We start from the raw sequence: 16,034 nt of genomic DNA, 5'->3' as shown, positions 1-16,034 counted from the left end.
CATTATTCCCCCTTTTTTTCGATTGGTGCAAATTGAGCTAATAAACGCTTAGGGCCTTCAGATTTGAAAATAATATCAAGCTCCACTGATCCATTTTTTTCTGAAACGTTACTCACCATGCCCTCGCCCCATGATTTATGGATCACTTTGTCTCCTACATTCCAACTAGTGTTACTTTGTTGTTTATTTGAGCGAACTTGTTTACTAAATCCTCTTTTTTCTGGCGTTTTAGTAGCGTTACTGAATTTACTAGATGCTTTACTCATACCTTTAACATCTTCTAATAGATTTTCAGGGATTTCTTTAAGGAAACGAGATGGTAAATTAGATTGAGAACGTCCAAATAACATTCTAGAAGTAGCATGTGTAATGTATAATTCTTCCTCTGCTCTTGTAATTGCTACATAGCAAATTCTACGCTCTTCTTCCATTTCATGATCATCGTCACTTTTTATAGCTCTAATATGAGGGAATAATGATTCTTCCATCCCCATTATAAAGACAACTGGAAACTCAAGACCTTTAGCCGAGTGCATTGTCATTAATGTCACACCATTTTCAATTTGTGTTTCATCAATATCAGCCACTAATGAGAGGTCAGTTAAGAAATTAATAAGGGATTGTTCTTCTAATGGTGTATTTTTTTCGTAATCTTTAGGTACAGACATAAACTCATCGATATTTTCAAGTCTACTACGAGATTCCAATGTTTGTTCTTTTTCTAACATTTCTCTATAGCCTGATTTTTGCATTATCTCTTCGACAATTTCACTTATTTCTAAAAATTCTTGTTCTTTAATTAAGTTTTGCATTAACTCATAAAAATTAATACATTCTTGCGTAACTTTTTTAGATAATCCAATGAAATCTACTTCGCCTAAAGCATCAAACATACTAATATCACTATCTACAGCATATTTCTGTATTTTTTCGACAGATGATGGACCTATACCTCTTTTTGGAACATTTATTATACGTTGTAAACTAATGTCATCGTTGCTATTAGCCACAATACGTAAATAACTTAAAATATCTTTAATCTCTTTTCTGTCATAGAACTTCTGTCCACCGACCATTGTGTATGGGATATTAGATTTCATAAATGTTTCTTCAAGTACACGAGATTGTGCATTTGTACGGTAAAGAATAGCCATATCTTTAAACTTTTTATTATTTTTTTGTTGTTTAATTATTTCTTTCACTACGTACTCGGCTTCATCACGTTCAGTCATCGCTTCATAGTAATGAATTTTTTCACCTTGTGTATTTCCTGTCCACAATCCTTTAGGCTTTCGTTCAGAATTGTTTTTAATCACTTCATTAGCAGCAGTTAGAATGGTTTTTGTAGAACGATAATTTTGTTCTAAAAAGATTGTTTTGGCTTCAGGATAATCTTCTTCGAACGATAAAATATTTTGAATATCAGCGCCACGCCATCCATAAATTGATTGATCTGAATCTCCTACTACACAAAGATTTTTAAATTTTCTTGCCAATAATTTTACTAATGTGTATTGTGCCTTGTTTGTATCTTGATATTCATCGACGTGTATATATTGAAATTTATTTTGATAATACTCCAACACCTCAGGTACACGTTCAAATAAATTAATTGTTGTCATAATTAAATCATCAAAGTCCAGTGCTTCATTACGTGATAATTGACGTTGATAACCTTTATAAACTGTGGCAACCATTTGAGAGTGATAATCGTTAGCTTCTTTTTGGGCATCCTCAGGTGTTTTTAATTCGTTTTTCAAGTTACTAATAGCGCCGATAAACATTCTTGGTTCAAAACGTTTACTATCGATATTTTCTGTTTTAAGTACGTCTTTAATTACTGATTTTTGATCTGTTGGGTCGATAATAGTGAAGTTACGTTCAATACCTATTCTATCTACATCCCTACGTAATATTCTCACACACATAGAGTGGAAAGTAGACATCCAAATAACTTGTGCTTCTTCGCCTACTAAGGTTTCGACTCTCTCTTTCATCTCACGTGCTGCTTTATTCGTAAAAGTGATCGCTAAAATATTATAGGGGGACACACTTTTTTCGTCTAATAAATAAGCAATGCGGTGTGTTAACACACGCGTCTTTCCAGATCCAGCACCGGCCATAATTAATAAGGGCCCTTCTGTAGCTCGAACTGCTTGGCTTTGTTCATCATTCATTTTATTTACTAACGCATTCATTTAGGTAACTCCTTTATTTTCACTGTTTTTAAAGCCTTTTTAATATCTTGATATATAATATCACCCACTATTATCGTATCGGCAATCTCCGCCATAGTGCGCGCTGAACTATAGTCCTCTATGCCACCACCATAAAATAACTGCGTTTCTGTCAGCATGTTTGCAGCAGCCTTTACCATATCTACATCACCCTGTTGACCACTGTACTCCAAATACATAACGGGTAATTTATACATTTCATTAACCATTTGTGCATAGGCTTCAATATCATCTGCTGTTAATGCAGTATTAGCTTGCGTTTTCTGTGCAACTTTACTGTCTTGATTTAATACGACATAGCCTTCAAACACAACTTCATCAAAGTCTATGACATGACCAAATTGTTTCAAAGCATTTAATAGTATGCCGTTATGATATGTAACATCTTGACTGTTCAAAACAGTCGGTACAAAATAAAAATCAAAGCCAGGCATGACACTTTCAATGTTTGAAATTTCTAATGCCAATGGCAAAGGGTATCTTCTAACTCGACTCATCAATTGAATGACGTTATCTTCAGTCACATTATCCGTACCACCTATCACTATGGCATCGGTATTTGACATACACAATTGTTCTAAATCCTCATCACTAATAGCTTTTGCAGGATCTAATTTAAATATATGTTTCCACTCTTTAATGTTATACATTATTTGTTACTCCTTCATATCGCATACATATAATTATATCATTTTTATTATTTGAGTTCTAAAATTGCTACAAAAAATCACCTTAATATTTAAGGTGATTTTCCACTTTTGATAATTATTTAATTCGTACGTTAATTAGGTATATTGTAATACGCTTCTATATTGGTATTCTCTTTTTTAAGAATTTTTGCTAACTCTGGTCCAACGTACCTAATATGCCATGCTTCATACGAGTATCCCGTTTCTTTTTCTTGACCTTTAGGATAACGAATAATAAAACCATATTCTGGAGCATGTTGTGCTAGCCATTTTCCTTCCTTAGACACGCCAAAATCTTTTTTAAAGTCTTTTATAGGCGCGTCAGTACCAACATCAAATGCTAATCCAGTTTGATGCTCGGAATGTCCTGGAATAGCTGTGTAATGTTTAGCTTGTTTCTCCCCTTCTTCTTTAACAAACTTTTTCATAATCTCTTGTTGTTCTTCATAACTCCTATATCCGCTCCGGAATTTTAAATCAATGTTCTCCTTTGTTGCAGCCGCTAACAATTTATTTAATTGCTTCTTAGCATGCTTATCTTCCCCCGGCTTATAGGAAGGAGGTAAAGCATAGTGTTTATTTACTATCACATGTCCATTAACCTTAGTAACACCGTGCACTTCTGTAATTATTGGCAAAACATTTTTAGATTTAACTATTTTATAATTTAAATTATTATCATCTACGTCTTGGCGAGTAAAGAAAAAGAAACAAACAAAAACAATAAAACTAATTATAAAAACGAGAGTCACGCCTCCAAAAAATTTCTTCACTACTGGAAACTTCCTTTCATAAATCGTACGTTATTTATCAAGCTAAATTATTTAAATTTAATATTTATAAAAATTGCTTACAATTATTATACGAAAAATACCATATTAAACAAGGGAAAAATAAATTTTTGTAAAATAAAAAACTGAGAGAGAAACTATGATTGTCCTCCCCCAGCTTTATAACGGTTTTGTTTAATTATATACAACCAACATCATTAGTAAGTTTTTATTTTACATTTAATATTGATTAATTAGTAGTTTCAATATTCATACGCTCTAATATCATCGTATATGCGTCATTACCCCATTGAAGTGATCTCTTCACACGTGAGATAGTTGCAGTAGACGCACCAGATTCTTGTTCTATTGTTGCGTAAGTATAGCCTTGCTTAATCATTTTAGCAACTTGTAATCTTTGAGATAAAGATTGTAGTTCATTGACAGTGCATAAATCATCAAAAAATTGATAACATTCTTCACGTGTCTCAAGAGTCAATATCGCATCAAATAACTCATCTAACGCTTGTCCTCTTAATTTTTCAATTTGCATAAAAACAACCCCTGTATATTTCAATTTAATCCAAGTTTAACGTACTAACGCATTAAAGTGTAGTAATTTCCCTTAAAAAATTAAAATAATCTCAAAAGCTTACTAAAATTACTGATATTAAGCTAATCCCGCTCTTTCGAAAATAGTATCTACTTGATTCAAATGATGTTTAGGATCGAAACAATCATCTAATTCTTCAGTAGTTAATAATTCAGTAATATCACTATCTTGTTCTACTAATTCTCTAAATGGTGTTTTAGTTTCCCAAGATTCCATCGCTTTAGGTTGAACCTTATCGTATGCTTCTTCACGAACCATACCTTTATTAATTAAAGCTAATAATACACGCTGAGAGAATATTAAACCGTAAGTTTCGTCTATATTCGCCGACATATTTTCCTCATAAACTGTTAATCTATCAACTATATTAGTAAAACGATTTAGACCATAGTCTAAGGCGATTGTTACATCGGGTAACATGATTCGTTCAGCGGATGAATGAGAAATATCTCTTTCATGCCAAAGTGGCACATTTTCGTATGCTGTAGTAATATAACCTCGAATAATACGTGATAAACCTGTGATGTTTTCTGATCCAATAGGATTACGTTTATGTGGCATTGCAGATGAACCTTTTTGTCCTTTAGCAAATGCTTCTTCTACCTCACGTGTTTCAGTTTTTTGTAAATTACGAATTTCTACAGCAAATTTTTCCATAGAGGTAGCAATTAATGCAAGTGTTGCGATGTAATATGCATGTCTGTCACGCTGTAAAGTTTGTGTAGAAACCGGCGCCGCTCCTATACCTAAACGTTCACATACATGCTCTTCAATTTCTGGAGGTATGTTGGCGAATGTGCCGACTGCCCCACTCATTTTACCTACTTCTATTTCTTCTCTAACACGCTTGAAGCGTTCTAAATTACGTTTCATTTCAGTGTACCAAAGTGCCATTTTAACACCAAACGTTGTAGGTTCGGCATGCACACCATGTGTACGCCCCATCATTAGAGTATATTTGTAATTTTGAGCTTTTTTAGCTAAAACATCGATAAAACGTTCTAAATCACTTTCTATAATTTCGTTGGCTTGCTTAATTACATAACTTAAAGCTGTATCAACCACATCTGTTGAAGTAAGTCCATAATGTACCCATTTACGTTCTTCTCCTAATGTTTCTGATACTTGTCGTGTAAAGGCCACAACATCGTGTCTTGTTTCTTGTTCTATTTCTTGTGCTCTAGCTACATCAACTTTCGCATTATCACGTATTTTTTGTACATCTTCTTGTGGTATGTATCCTAATTTGCTCCATGCTTCACAAGCCAAAATTTCTACTTCTAACCAAGCTTTATAACGGTTTTGATCAGTCCAAATATTAGACATTTCTTCTCTAGAATAACGTTCAATCATATTATTAAGCTCCAATCATTTATTATTTTTTAGTTACAAACAAGAAAACATGTACATTATAGAAAACTTTGCCTATAAAGTTCGTGTTTGTAAGTTCAATTTTAGTTTAACAGAATTAGTGACAAAAGTATAAAACTTTTAAGTTAACATTTCATAACAGCAAAAATGGCTGAGACACAAGAAATACGTTATCTCAACCATTAGCTGATTTAATTATTCTATTAGTTTACCGACAAATTCTATGTCTTGCCTTAAAACTTCAATATCTCCATTACTATTTTCTTTATAAACAGGTTTTTCAAACCGTTTAATAGGCATATATCCTAGTTCTTTCATACGCTGTAAGCAATCTTGAATTGTTTCATTATCTGCGACTTGAAATTTTTGTTGTTTTTTCATATAGATTCAACTTCATCCGTATCGTATTGTTTAAGTTTTTTAGTTTTTAAACCTTTAGCCCAGAAACCACCATGAATTGTACGTGGTTCATATGCAATAACGAAAGCTTTGGCGTCAATTTGCTTTATTGTTTCGATTAATTTAAATTCAAATTTTCTAGGCGTTAAAATTTGAACTACTAATCGATAACCATCTCTGCCATGTGCAGTGTAGTGTGTGACTCCATAGCCTAAATCTCTTAATTGTGTTGCTAAATCTAACTCATATTCAGAAGATGTTACATTGACGACTGTATAGCCAAGCGCCAATTTCTCTTCGATTTTCATTCCTACTATTATACCAATTGAGAAACCAAAAGCGTAAGCAACAATGTTTTGAATTTGATCTAAACTCGACATTACTAATCCTAACCCAACTACATAAACAAGTACTTCTACAAAACTCACGACCGCGGCAACGTAGCGATATCCTTTTAACGTTAAAATAGTACGCATAGTTAAACAAGTTACGTATGCAACATTTATTACAAATATTGCCAAAACCATTAACCATGGGTTTGATGCTATAACAGACATTAATCTTTCCTTCCTTCATCACATTAAAATCTAGATTATTTTATCAGCGTAATAATCATTTGTCACTATAAATTAATTTTTAGGCCAACTAAAACGCGTATATGCTAATTCTCTTTTATGTGCGTTTCTTACATAATGTTGCTCTATTATTTCTTTAGCATCACTAGACACTGTTCTATTTTCAAGGTAATCATCAATCTGTTCGTATGTTACACCTAGCGCTTCTTCATCTGGTAACTGTGGCTTGTCGTCCTCAAGATCAGCGGTTGGTGTTTTGTTATAAAGTTGCTTTGGTGCGTTTAAGTATTTTAATAATTGGCGGCCTTGTCGTTTATCCAGACCAAATAGTGGCGCAATATCAGCAGCTCCATCGCCATATTTAGTATAAAAACCAGTCACATTTTCAGCTGAATGGTCTGTACCAACTACAATACCTGATTGGTTTGCTGCAATTGCAAATTGAACCTTCATACGTTCTCTAGCCTTTTCATTTCCTTTTTGGAAATCTGTAAGAGTATAACCTGCATCTTTTAAAGAATTAATACCCTGGTCTACAGCCGGTTTAATGTTGACTGTAACAATTTCATCCGGTTCTATAAAATTAAGCGCTTCTTCCACTTCATCTGCATCTTTTTGTTGTCCATAAGGTAATTTCACAGCGATAAATTTACATTGTCTATGTTCATTTCTCAATTCAGTCACAGCTATTTGCAATAATTTCCCCATCAAAGTAGAATCTTGTCCTCCAGAAATACCTAATACGAGTGACTTTATAAATGAATGTGACTGCACATAATTTTTTATAAATTGTAAAATACTTCTCATTTCTACTTCATTATCAATTTCTGGCTTCACTTGCATTTCTCTAACAATAATGTCTTGTAAATTACTCATGTTCTTCCTCCATTTTTTTAACATGCTCTGCTACTTCAAAAATACGCTTATGTTTATTTTCCCAGCAAAGTGTACTTAAATCTACCGGATACTCTTGTGGATTTAGATAACGTTTATTTTCTTCCCAAAAATGAGACAAGCTATCTTGTAAATACGCTTGAGCCGTTTGTTCATCTGGTAAATTATATACTAATTCGCCATTTTTAAAAATATCATGATGTAAATCTTTAGCGATAAAAGACTTAATAAACTTCATTTTGTACGTATGTACTGGATGGAATAATTTCAATGGCGTTTCTTCATTAGGCTCTTCATTTTGTAATGTAATGTAGTCACCTTCAGCTTTTTGCGTTTTTTTATTTATAATTCGATAAACGTTTTTCTTGCCTGGTGTCGTTACTTTTTCAGCATTATTAGATAATTTAATTCTGTCTGAATAATTACCTTCTTCATCTTCAATAGCAACAAGCTTGTAAACGGCGCCTAATGCAGGTTGATCGTAGCCAGTAATTAATTTAGTACCTACACCCCAAGAATCTACTTTCGCACCCTGCGTTTTTAAACTAGAAATCGTTTCTTCGTCTAAATCATTTGAAACGATAATTTTAGCATTAGTAAAACCAGCTTCATCTAGCATGTTACGTGCTTCTTTTGATAAATAAGCAATATCCCCAGAGTCTAAGCGAATTCCTATAAAGTTAATTTTATCACCTAATTCTTTGGCTACTCTTATAGCATTGGGTACCCCAGACTTTAGGGTATGGAAAGTGTCCACTAAAAAGACACAATCTTTATGACGTTCGGCGTATTTTTTAAAAGCTACATATTCATCACCATATGCCTGTACCATAGCGTGTGCGTGTGTCCCAGACACTGGTATATTGAATAATTTACCTGCGCGAACATTGCTTGTAGAGTTAAATCCTCCTATATAAGCTGCTCTTGCTCCCCATAATGCCGCATCCGCTTCTTGGGCCCTACGTGTACCAAATTCCATCAAAATATCATTATTAGCAACATGTCTAATACGGCTAGCTTTGGTAGAAATTAATGTATGAAAGTTAACAATATTTAATAACATCGTTTCAATTAATTGTGCTTGAATTAATGGGGCTTCTACTCTAATTAATGGCTCGTTACCAAAACATAGTTCACCTTCTTGCATTGATCGTATGTTGCCGGTAAATTTTAAAGTTGCCAAATAATTTAAAAAATCCTCTTTATAACCGATTGATTTTAAATAATCTATATCAGTTTGTGAGAATTGAAAAGAATTAATATACTCAATTACACGCTTCAATCCATTAAATACTGCATATCCACTATTAAATGGCATATTTCTAAAATATAAATCAAAGACAGCGAGTCTTTCATGTATCCCATCATTCCAGTAAGTTTCTGCCATATTTATTTGATACAAATCATTGTGTAGTGTAAACGTGTCATCTTTATATTGGTACACGGGTAACCTCTCCAATCGACCTTTTTTCCCATTTTATCACAAACCAGGCCTTTAAAGCACCTTAATTAGTATAGATAAATGTAGCCGTTACCGTCACATATTTCCGACAAAATAATGACATTTTCTTTTATTATTATTTATCTTTTCTTACATGAATTATAATATGCTTGAGGTGTGAATATGTTAAACGAAGCAAAAAATTTTATTAAAACAATGTACACTGAATTAAATTTTAAACCTGATGATATTACACAAAGACTAATAGAAGTTGAAAACGAAATTAACAAAACTGGAACTTATCGTCATACAACACAAGAGCTTGAATACGGTGCAAAAATGGCGTGGCGTAATTCCAATCGCTGTATTGGTAGATTTTACTGGCAGTCGTTAACAGTAGAAGATGCTCGTCATATAGAAGAGGAAGATGATTTTATCGACAAAATAGAAAATCATATCATACAAGCTACAAATAACGGCAAAATTAAACCGTACATTACTATATTTCATCCAGAGCATCCACCAAAAATTTATAATAACCAATTAATACGTTATGCAGGTTATAATGATTGTGGTGATCCTGCAGAAAAAGAAGTCACTCGTTTAGCAGAACATTTAGGATGGACTAGTCAACATACACAATTCGATGTGTTGCCATTAATTTATAAATTACCAAACGGTGTCATGAACTATCACGACTATCCAAAAGAAATAATAAAAGAAATAAATATTGAACATGAACAATTCCCCAAATTAAAACAACTGGGTTTAAAATGGTATGCGGTACCAATAATTTCAAATATGGATTTAAAGATTGGTGGTATTACTTATCCCGCTGCACCATTTAACGGTTGGTACATGGTCAATGAAATAGCCGTTCGAAATTTCACCGACGTTTATCGCTATAATTTATTGGAAACTGTTGCACAAGCTTTTGAATTTGATACACTTAAAAATAATTCGTTCAATAAGGATCGTGCTTTAGTCGAATTAAATTACGCAGTGTACTATTCATTTAAACAGGCAGGCGTTTCTATTGTTGATCATTTAACTGCTTCAAGACAATTTGAAGTTTTTGAAAAAAACGAAGCAAAACAGCACAGAGAAGTGACAGGTAAATGGTCATGGCTAGTACCTTCGTTATCTCCAACGCTTGTTTCTAATTATCACCATGGTTATGCAAATGTTATGAAAGATCCAAATTTCCATTATAAAAAAGCACAATCATCCGGTTGTCCTTTTCATTAACACTATTTCATTGAACTTGAGGAGTAACAAATATGAATTTATATTATTTAGGGCCTAAAGGAACTTTTTCTTATTTAGCGGCTCAACAATATCAAACTGAAGAAGAAGCGACATATATTCCAAAATCTAATTTATACGAAGTTGTTAGTGCAGTATCAAAAGATAATAATGCCATTGCAGTCGTTCCAATAGAAAATTCAATTGAAGGTACGATTAACATAGTGGCTGATGGTTTAACTCATGAAAATATTTACGCTAAAGGCGAAATACATTTAGATATACAATTTGCACTTTATGGTAATGACCATGAAGATGCATCAAGCATTGAAAAAGTATATTCTATCGCCCCTGCAATAAGTCAAACAAGTAATTATATTCAACGTCATAACTTCGATTATAATTATGTGGATAGTACAATTAAAAGTTTGGAATATATCGCACCAGGTATTGGCGCAATCGCACCACTTGGAAGTGGTGAAGCTTATGGCTACTATCCTATCGAAAAAAACATTCAAGATTATCCACATAACGTTACACGCTTTTTAGTCGTAAGTAACGAGCCCCAACATATAGAAGATGCATCGGATACTATGTTACTTATCACGCCTGAATACGATAAGCCAGGTTTGTTAGCCAATATATTAAATACGTTTGCTTTATTTAATATCAACCTATCATGGATTGAATCTCGACCACTTAAAACACAATTAGGTATGTATCACTTTTTTGTTCAAGCCGACGTACCGATAGGGGCTAACTTGGATAAAGTTGTAACCATATTAACTACATTAGATTTCCAAGTAAAAATTATTGGTTCTTTCAACAAAATAAATTAAACTTAACCACAAAAAGCATGAGTAATTAAATTGAAATGAGAGTAATATAATAATACTTTAGTTGAATTCACAATATAGAGTTAAGACATTAAACATATGAATATAATGAATTATTGATTCTATTAATGAAATATACAAATCGGCTGAAGAGAAATTACAAAGGGATTTTTTAGCAACTTTGCATTCCTCCCCACTACGGTGTTATAATGTGATTAACAAGGAATCCAATATGGATACACCAATCCCCTCACTACCGCAAATAGTGAGGGGATTTTTTGGTGTGGCTATCTGTCGCCTATTTGTCTTTGCGATTACGCAGCCAATGCGTAAATAACGCAATAATACAACCGTTGATGACTGTGGTCATATTGTGAACAAGGATTTCCAACATGAATAACACCTCCTCCCACGTCAATTTGACGCCTGAGAGATAGGCGACTTCATTATTATATCATCTGTAATTACCCAGGTATATTTCATTGAGCGTGTACAAGAAATGATTATTTTATGCACACTCTTTTTTTATTAGAATTCAAAAAATAGACTACTTATCTCTTATTGAATTTAGGAAATGAGTAGCCTAGAAAATAGTGTTTTTATTAAATTACCTTTTTATAGAATCAGTGCCTAATCTAGCTTGCCTTTATTTTTGAAACCTAACTAATATTAATTCTCTTTATCGCCCGTTCATCTATATCTTGCATGATAAGTCGCTCAATATCTTCTGCATGAATTGTTTGCGATACTTCCGCAAAGTTATTTTGTACTATCGTCACATGCTTATGCTTCACATCATTATAATTTCTTACATGTACTGCGTCATATTTCATTTTGCCCTTAAATTCATTTTTATAAATATTTAAATTTTCCCCTGCTTGAGAAGGCTGCACTATTCCATCAAGATCTTTAGCGTTTTTACCGTCTTTAATACCTAAGTAACGTATGCCACCTTGGCAATTATCAAACAAGTTATGGTGAATATAAGTATCTTTGCATTTCAAAGGCGTTAATGCATAATGTTTTAAACCTTCAAAAACATTATACCGTATATGTACATTTTCATAATATTGATTATAACGACTTGCATGTGAGCCGATCGCACGATTCCATGGCTGCATATCATCAGTAGCTGAATTACCAAAATAACACTGTTCAATAATAACATTTTTGGTTATAGTTCCATCAGTGGCACCAAATTTGGGAAAAGCACCCTTAACTTGTATATCTAATTGGACCGCTTCAGAAAAGCTCCTATCTCCTTTTAAGTCGTTGAATCCGACAAAACGACAATCACTTATATGTAAACCATTAACACCACAGGCGTCTAAAGCATGTCCACCAACAACATCTTTAACTGTTACGCCATTAATTGTTATTTCTTGTGCATGACCAATACACATTGCCGTATTATTAAATGGACATGCTTTTCCATTCATATCTAAAATGCCTCCCTTTATCGTTATATAACTATTGCCATTATATCCATAATAACGATGAGGTCTTTTTCCGTTTTTTAATATCGCATCTTTACCTTGACGCTTTAAAACCGTATCTTTTTGCAGTTGTAAAGTAGTTCCCGCATAAATAACTAAAGCTTTCTTAATATAATATTCACCTTCAGGTACTGTAATTGTTGTACCGAAACGCTTTTTTGCAAAATTAAGTGCTTTTTGTAAAGCAGCTGTGTCTTTTTTAGCATTACACCCTTGTAAGCCAAATTCACGCGCGTCAATTTCCAAACCTAGCACCTCCCTATTTTATCTACCCAATTAACATTTCCTATTTTAACCGAAATAAACTCGATTATTATTACTATATGGGTTATGCTACTAACTATATTATTGTAAAACAATTTTAAATAATGAGGTGTAAATATTATCATGGCAAACAAGGCATTAATAGTAGTAGATTATTCAAACGATTTTGTAGCTGACAATGGTAATTTAACTTGCGGTCAACCAGCACAAAGATTAGAACCTTATATAGTTTCAAGAATTGATAATTATAATAATCAACAACAACCTATTTTCTTTATGATGGATTTACATTTTGAGGATAATCATCTGCATCCTGAAAGCAAACTATTTCCCCCACACAATATTATTGATACGCCTGGTCGTGAACTTTACGGCAAAGTAAATGACATCTATCAAAAGATTCAATTTAATGATTATGTACACTTTCTAGATAAGACACGCTATGATTCTTTTTGTGGCACACCATTAGATATAATGTTGCGTGAGCGTAATATTGACAGTATTGAAATAGTAGGTGTTTGCACCGATATATGTGTATTACATACTGCTATAACTGCCTATAATTTAGGCTATCATTTATTTATTTCATCACAAGGTGTCGCATCCTTTAATCAAACTGGTCACACTTGGGCATTAGAACATTTTAAAAATTCATTAGGTGCTCATGTAGAATATCAGTCTTAAATCATGCTAAAATGATAGAAACTAATTTTTTTAAGGAGAATTGATTTATGGCTAAAACTTATATTTTCGGACACAAAAGTCCAGATACTGATGCAATTTCATCAGCTATCATTATGTCAGATTTTGAAGCTCAAACTGGTAACAATGAAGCACAAGCTTTTCGTTTAGGCGAAGTTGGACCAGAAACACAATACGCTTTAGATTATTTTAAAGTTGAAACACCTGAACTACTTAATGATGATTTAGCAGATCAAAATGTTATTCTTGTTGACCATAATGAGTTCCAGCAAAGTGCTGACACTATTGCAAATGCTACAATTCAGCACGTGATTGATCACCATAGAATATCTAACTTTGAAACCGCTGCTCCTTTGTATTACCGTGCAGAACCAGTGGGTTGTACTGCAACAATCTTATACAAAATGTATCAAGAACGTGGCTTTGATATTAAACCTGAAATTGCTGGATTAATGATTTCTGCAATTATTTCTGATAGTTTATTATTTAAATCTCCAACATGTACTGAAGAAGACAAAGCTGCTGCCGAAGCATTAAAATCTATTGCTAATATCGATTTAGAATCATATGGCTTAGAAATGTTAAAAGCAGGAGCTTCTACGGTAGATAAAAGTGCCGAAGAATTATTATCGTTAGATGCCAAATCATTTAATATGGGCAATCATGTTGCACGTATTGGTCAAGTTAACACTGTTGATATCGACGAAGTATTCGACAGACATGAGGAACTTGAGAAAGCTATGTTAGCTGCAAATAATGAAGAAAACTATGACTTATTTGTACTTTTAGTTACAGACATTATTAATAGTAACTCTAAAATTTTAGTTATCGGTGATGATAAAGATAAAGTTGGCGAAGCATTTAATGTTACACTTGAAAATGGTACTGCCTTTTTACCTGGTGTAGTTTCAAGAAAGAAACAAGTTGTACCACAAATTACAGACGTATTGAGTTAATCATATTTATATTGTTTATAAATTCTGAATATGACTGGGGCATAGATATGTCCCAGTTTTTATAAATTTATACGTGTTATCTTATTTTCATACAGGAGGAATAATTTTGAACTCGGTCGAACAAACTTTTGAGCAAAGTAAGCAATATTTTAAAACGCATGCGACTAAAGATATTAAGTTTCGCAAAAAGCAATTAAAACTATTAAGCAAAAGTATTAAATATTTCGAAGCAGAGTTACTAGAAGCTTTTAATACTGATTTAGGTAAAAATAAAGTTGAAGCATACGCTACTGAAATTGGTTTCGTTTTAAAAAATATTAAGTTAGCACGCAAGGAGCTTAAAAATTGGACTAAGCGCAAGCAAGTAAATACTCCACTATTTATGTTTCCGGCAAAAAGTTACATTATGAATGAACCTTATGGTACCGTATTAATTATCGGACCTTTCAATTATCCTCTACAACTCGTAATAGAACCACTTATTGGTGCAATTGCTGCTGGTAATACTGCTATTATCAAACCGTCTGAATTTACGCCAAACATTACTAATGTCATTCGTAAAATAATTGAAGCAGTTTTTGATCCTGAGTATGTAGCTGTAATTGAAGGAGAAGCAGAAACGACAAAATTACTTACTACCTTACCTTTTGATTACATTTTCTTTACTGGAAGTGAGGAAGTTGGTCGTTCAGTATATCAAGCTGCTAGCCTAAATTTAACCCCTGTAACACTAGAACTAGGAGGCAAATCTCCTGTTATTATAGATGAATCTGCAAATATTAAAGTTGCAAGTGAGCGCATATGTTTTGGCAAATTCACTAATGCTGGTCAAACATGTATTGCACCTGACTATCTATTAGTCAAAAGGTCGATTAAGGAAGACTTAATAAATGCACTTAAAACGACTATCACTGAATTTTATGGCAAAGAAATACAACAGTCTAAAGACTTTGGTCGCATAGTTAATGAACGTCATTTTACAAGACTTACTACATTATTAAATGAGCAACAACATAATATTGTTTTCGGTGGTGATACCAATAAAGATAACCGCTATATTGCTCCAACAATTATAGATAATGTTGCTATTGACTCTAAAATTATGCAAGAAGAAATTTTCGGACCATTATTACCGATAATTACTTATGATGATTTTGACGCGGCATTGGAACTCATTCAATCTAAACCAAAACCTCTGAGCTTATATTTATTTAGCGAAGATGAAAATTCAACTGAACGCGTATTAAATGAATTATCATTTGGTGGCGGTGCAATAAATGACACATTAATGCACATTGCAAATCCCAACTTACCGTTTGGAGGCGTGGGAAACTCAGGTATCGGCCATTATCATGGTAAATATAGTTTTGATACTTTTAGTCATGCAAAATCTTATATTTTCAAAACAACGCGTTTAGAATCTAGCATTATCTTCCCACCTTACAAAGGTAAATTTAAATATATTAAAACATTCTTTAATAAATAACATTGAAACAAAACATAAAAATAGCAGCTCATGTAGAGCTGCTATTTTTATGTTTCAAGG

Annotated in this window: 16 protein-coding genes; 5 read left to right on the top strand and 11 right to left on the bottom strand. The window is 33.0% G+C overall.

Features of this window, described 5'->3' with window-relative positions:
* Positions 1-2 precede the first annotated feature (2 nt).
* The 9 genes from pcrA to ISP02_RS04185 all read right to left on the bottom strand — a co-directional run bounded on the left by pcrA (position 3) and on the right by ISP02_RS04185 (position 8,992).
* Positions 3-2,198, bottom strand: coding sequence for a DNA helicase PcrA (gene pcrA / locus ISP02_RS04225; RefSeq protein WP_195720386.1), 2,196 nt, complete (start codon positions 2,196-2,198; stop codon positions 3-5).
* Positions 2,195-2,887 carry a heptaprenylglyceryl phosphate synthase gene (pcrB, locus tag ISP02_RS04220; RefSeq protein ID WP_195720385.1) on the bottom strand — a complete coding sequence of 231 codons (693 nt, stop codon included), beginning with the start codon at positions 2,885-2,887 and terminating at the stop codon, positions 2,195-2,197. The genes pcrA and pcrB overlap by 4 nt, the downstream gene beginning before the upstream one ends.
* Positions 2,888-3,018: 131 nt before the next feature.
* Entirely contained in the window at positions 3,019-3,699 is a 681-nt protein-coding gene (locus tag ISP02_RS04215) for a M15 family metallopeptidase (RefSeq protein ID WP_328806020.1), read from the bottom strand.
* A gap of 247 nt (positions 3,700-3,946) precedes the next feature.
* A complete protein-coding gene (locus ISP02_RS04210; protein WP_195720384.1) occupies positions 3,947-4,249 on the bottom strand; it encodes a YerC/YecD family TrpR-related protein in 303 nt (100 codons plus the stop codon).
* 117 nt (positions 4,250-4,366) lie between these two features.
* Positions 4,367-5,662, bottom strand: a complete 1,296-nt coding sequence (gene purB, locus ISP02_RS04205; RefSeq protein WP_195720383.1) for an adenylosuccinate lyase — start codon at positions 5,660-5,662, stop codon at positions 4,367-4,369.
* Between the two features lie 213 nt (positions 5,663-5,875).
* Entirely contained in the window at positions 5,876-6,061 is a 186-nt protein-coding gene (locus ISP02_RS04200) for an NETI motif-containing protein (protein ID WP_195720382.1), read from the bottom strand.
* Complete coding sequence (locus ISP02_RS04195) at positions 6,058-6,636, bottom strand: DUF2179 domain-containing protein (protein ID WP_195720381.1); 579 nt, start codon at positions 6,634-6,636, stop codon at positions 6,058-6,060. The genes ISP02_RS04200 and ISP02_RS04195 overlap by 4 nt, the downstream gene beginning before the upstream one ends.
* A gap of 72 nt (positions 6,637-6,708) precedes the next feature.
* A complete protein-coding gene (gene nadE / locus ISP02_RS04190) occupies positions 6,709-7,530 on the bottom strand; it encodes an ammonia-dependent NAD(+) synthetase (protein WP_195720380.1) in 822 nt (273 codons plus the stop codon).
* Positions 7,523-8,992, bottom strand: coding sequence for a nicotinate phosphoribosyltransferase (locus ISP02_RS04185; protein WP_195720379.1), 1,470 nt, complete (start codon positions 8,990-8,992; stop codon positions 7,523-7,525). The genes nadE and ISP02_RS04185 overlap by 8 nt, the downstream gene beginning before the upstream one ends.
* Positions 8,993-9,172: 180 nt before the next feature.
* Here ISP02_RS04185 and ISP02_RS04180 point away from each other — a divergent pair, with 180 nt between their 5' ends.
* Together ISP02_RS04180 and ISP02_RS04175 are read left to right on the top strand one after the other, a co-directional pair.
* Entirely contained in the window at positions 9,173-10,237 is a 1,065-nt protein-coding gene (locus ISP02_RS04180) for a nitric oxide synthase oxygenase (RefSeq protein ID WP_195720378.1), read from the top strand.
* Between the two features lie 32 nt (positions 10,238-10,269).
* Positions 10,270-11,073 (top strand): prephenate dehydratase, encoded by an 804-nt coding sequence (locus tag ISP02_RS04175; protein WP_195720377.1) that lies wholly within the window; start codon positions 10,270-10,272, stop codon positions 11,071-11,073.
* Between the two features lie 295 nt (positions 11,074-11,368).
* On the opposite strand, the gene ISP02_RS04170 is transcribed toward ISP02_RS04175, so the two are convergent.
* Positions 11,369-11,464, bottom strand: coding sequence for a type I toxin-antitoxin system Fst family toxin (locus tag ISP02_RS04170; protein WP_195720376.1), 96 nt, complete (start codon positions 11,462-11,464; stop codon positions 11,369-11,371).
* Between the two features lie 265 nt (positions 11,465-11,729).
* Positions 11,730-12,812, bottom strand: coding sequence for a glycosyl hydrolase family 28-related protein (locus ISP02_RS04165; RefSeq protein ID WP_195720375.1), 1,083 nt, complete (start codon positions 12,810-12,812; stop codon positions 11,730-11,732).
* Between the two features lie 141 nt (positions 12,813-12,953).
* Between ISP02_RS04165 and ISP02_RS04160 the strand changes: the two genes are divergently transcribed.
* The 3 genes from ISP02_RS04160 (at position 12,954) to ISP02_RS04150 (ending at position 15,974) form a co-directional block, all read left to right on the top strand.
* Positions 12,954-13,514 (top strand): cysteine hydrolase family protein, encoded by a 561-nt coding sequence (locus ISP02_RS04160; protein WP_195720374.1) that lies wholly within the window; start codon positions 12,954-12,956, stop codon positions 13,512-13,514.
* Positions 13,515-13,561: 47 nt separating this feature from the next.
* Positions 13,562-14,488 carry a manganese-dependent inorganic pyrophosphatase gene (locus ISP02_RS04155; RefSeq protein ID WP_195720373.1) on the top strand — a complete coding sequence of 309 codons (927 nt, stop codon included), beginning with the start codon at positions 13,562-13,564 and terminating at the stop codon, positions 14,486-14,488.
* Positions 14,489-14,594: 106 nt separating this feature from the next.
* The gene (locus tag ISP02_RS04150) at positions 14,595-15,974 is read left to right on the top strand and encodes an aldehyde dehydrogenase (protein ID WP_195720372.1); all 1,380 of its coding nucleotides are present in this window, start codon (positions 14,595-14,597) and stop codon (positions 15,972-15,974) included.
* Positions 15,975-16,034: the final 60 nt, after the last annotated feature.

This window comes from Staphylococcus durrellii (genome assembly GCF_015594545.1).
GTDB classification, from domain to species: Bacteria; Bacillota; Bacilli; order Staphylococcales; family Staphylococcaceae; genus Staphylococcus; species Staphylococcus durrellii.
This window is presented reverse-complemented; position numbering and strand designations above follow the sequence as displayed.

Excerpts from the sequence above, each read along its gene's own strand:
- pcrA (WP_195720386.1), bottom strand. The coding sequence starts at position 2,198 with ATGAATGCGTTAGTAAATAAAATGAATGATGAACAAAGCCAAGCAGTT.
- pcrB (WP_195720385.1), bottom strand. The coding sequence starts at position 2,887 with ATGTATAACATTAAAGAGTGGAAACATATATTTAAATTAGATCCTGCA.
- ISP02_RS04210 (WP_195720384.1), bottom strand. The coding sequence starts at position 4,249 with ATGCAAATTGAAAAATTAAGAGGACAAGCGTTAGATGAGTTATTTGAT.
- purB (WP_195720383.1), bottom strand. The coding sequence starts at position 5,662 with ATGATTGAACGTTATTCTAGAGAAGAAATGTCTAATATTTGGACTGAT.
- ISP02_RS04200 (WP_195720382.1), bottom strand. The coding sequence starts at position 6,061 with ATGAAAAAACAACAAAAATTTCAAGTCGCAGATAATGAAACAATTCAA.
- ISP02_RS04195 (WP_195720381.1), bottom strand. The coding sequence starts at position 6,636 with ATGTCTGTTATAGCATCAAACCCATGGTTAATGGTTTTGGCAATATTT.
- nadE (WP_195720380.1), bottom strand. The coding sequence starts at position 7,530 with ATGAGTAATTTACAAGACATTATTGTTAGAGAAATGCAAGTGAAGCCA.
- ISP02_RS04180 (WP_195720378.1), top strand. The coding sequence starts at position 9,173 with ATGTTAAACGAAGCAAAAAATTTTATTAAAACAATGTACACTGAATTA.
- ISP02_RS04175 (WP_195720377.1), top strand. The coding sequence starts at position 10,270 with ATGAATTTATATTATTTAGGGCCTAAAGGAACTTTTTCTTATTTAGCG.
- ISP02_RS04170 (WP_195720376.1), bottom strand. The coding sequence starts at position 11,464 with ATGTTGGAAATCCTTGTTCACAATATGACCACAGTCATCAACGGTTGT.
- ISP02_RS04160 (WP_195720374.1), top strand. The coding sequence starts at position 12,954 with ATGGCAAACAAGGCATTAATAGTAGTAGATTATTCAAACGATTTTGTA.
- ISP02_RS04155 (WP_195720373.1), top strand. The coding sequence starts at position 13,562 with ATGGCTAAAACTTATATTTTCGGACACAAAAGTCCAGATACTGATGCA.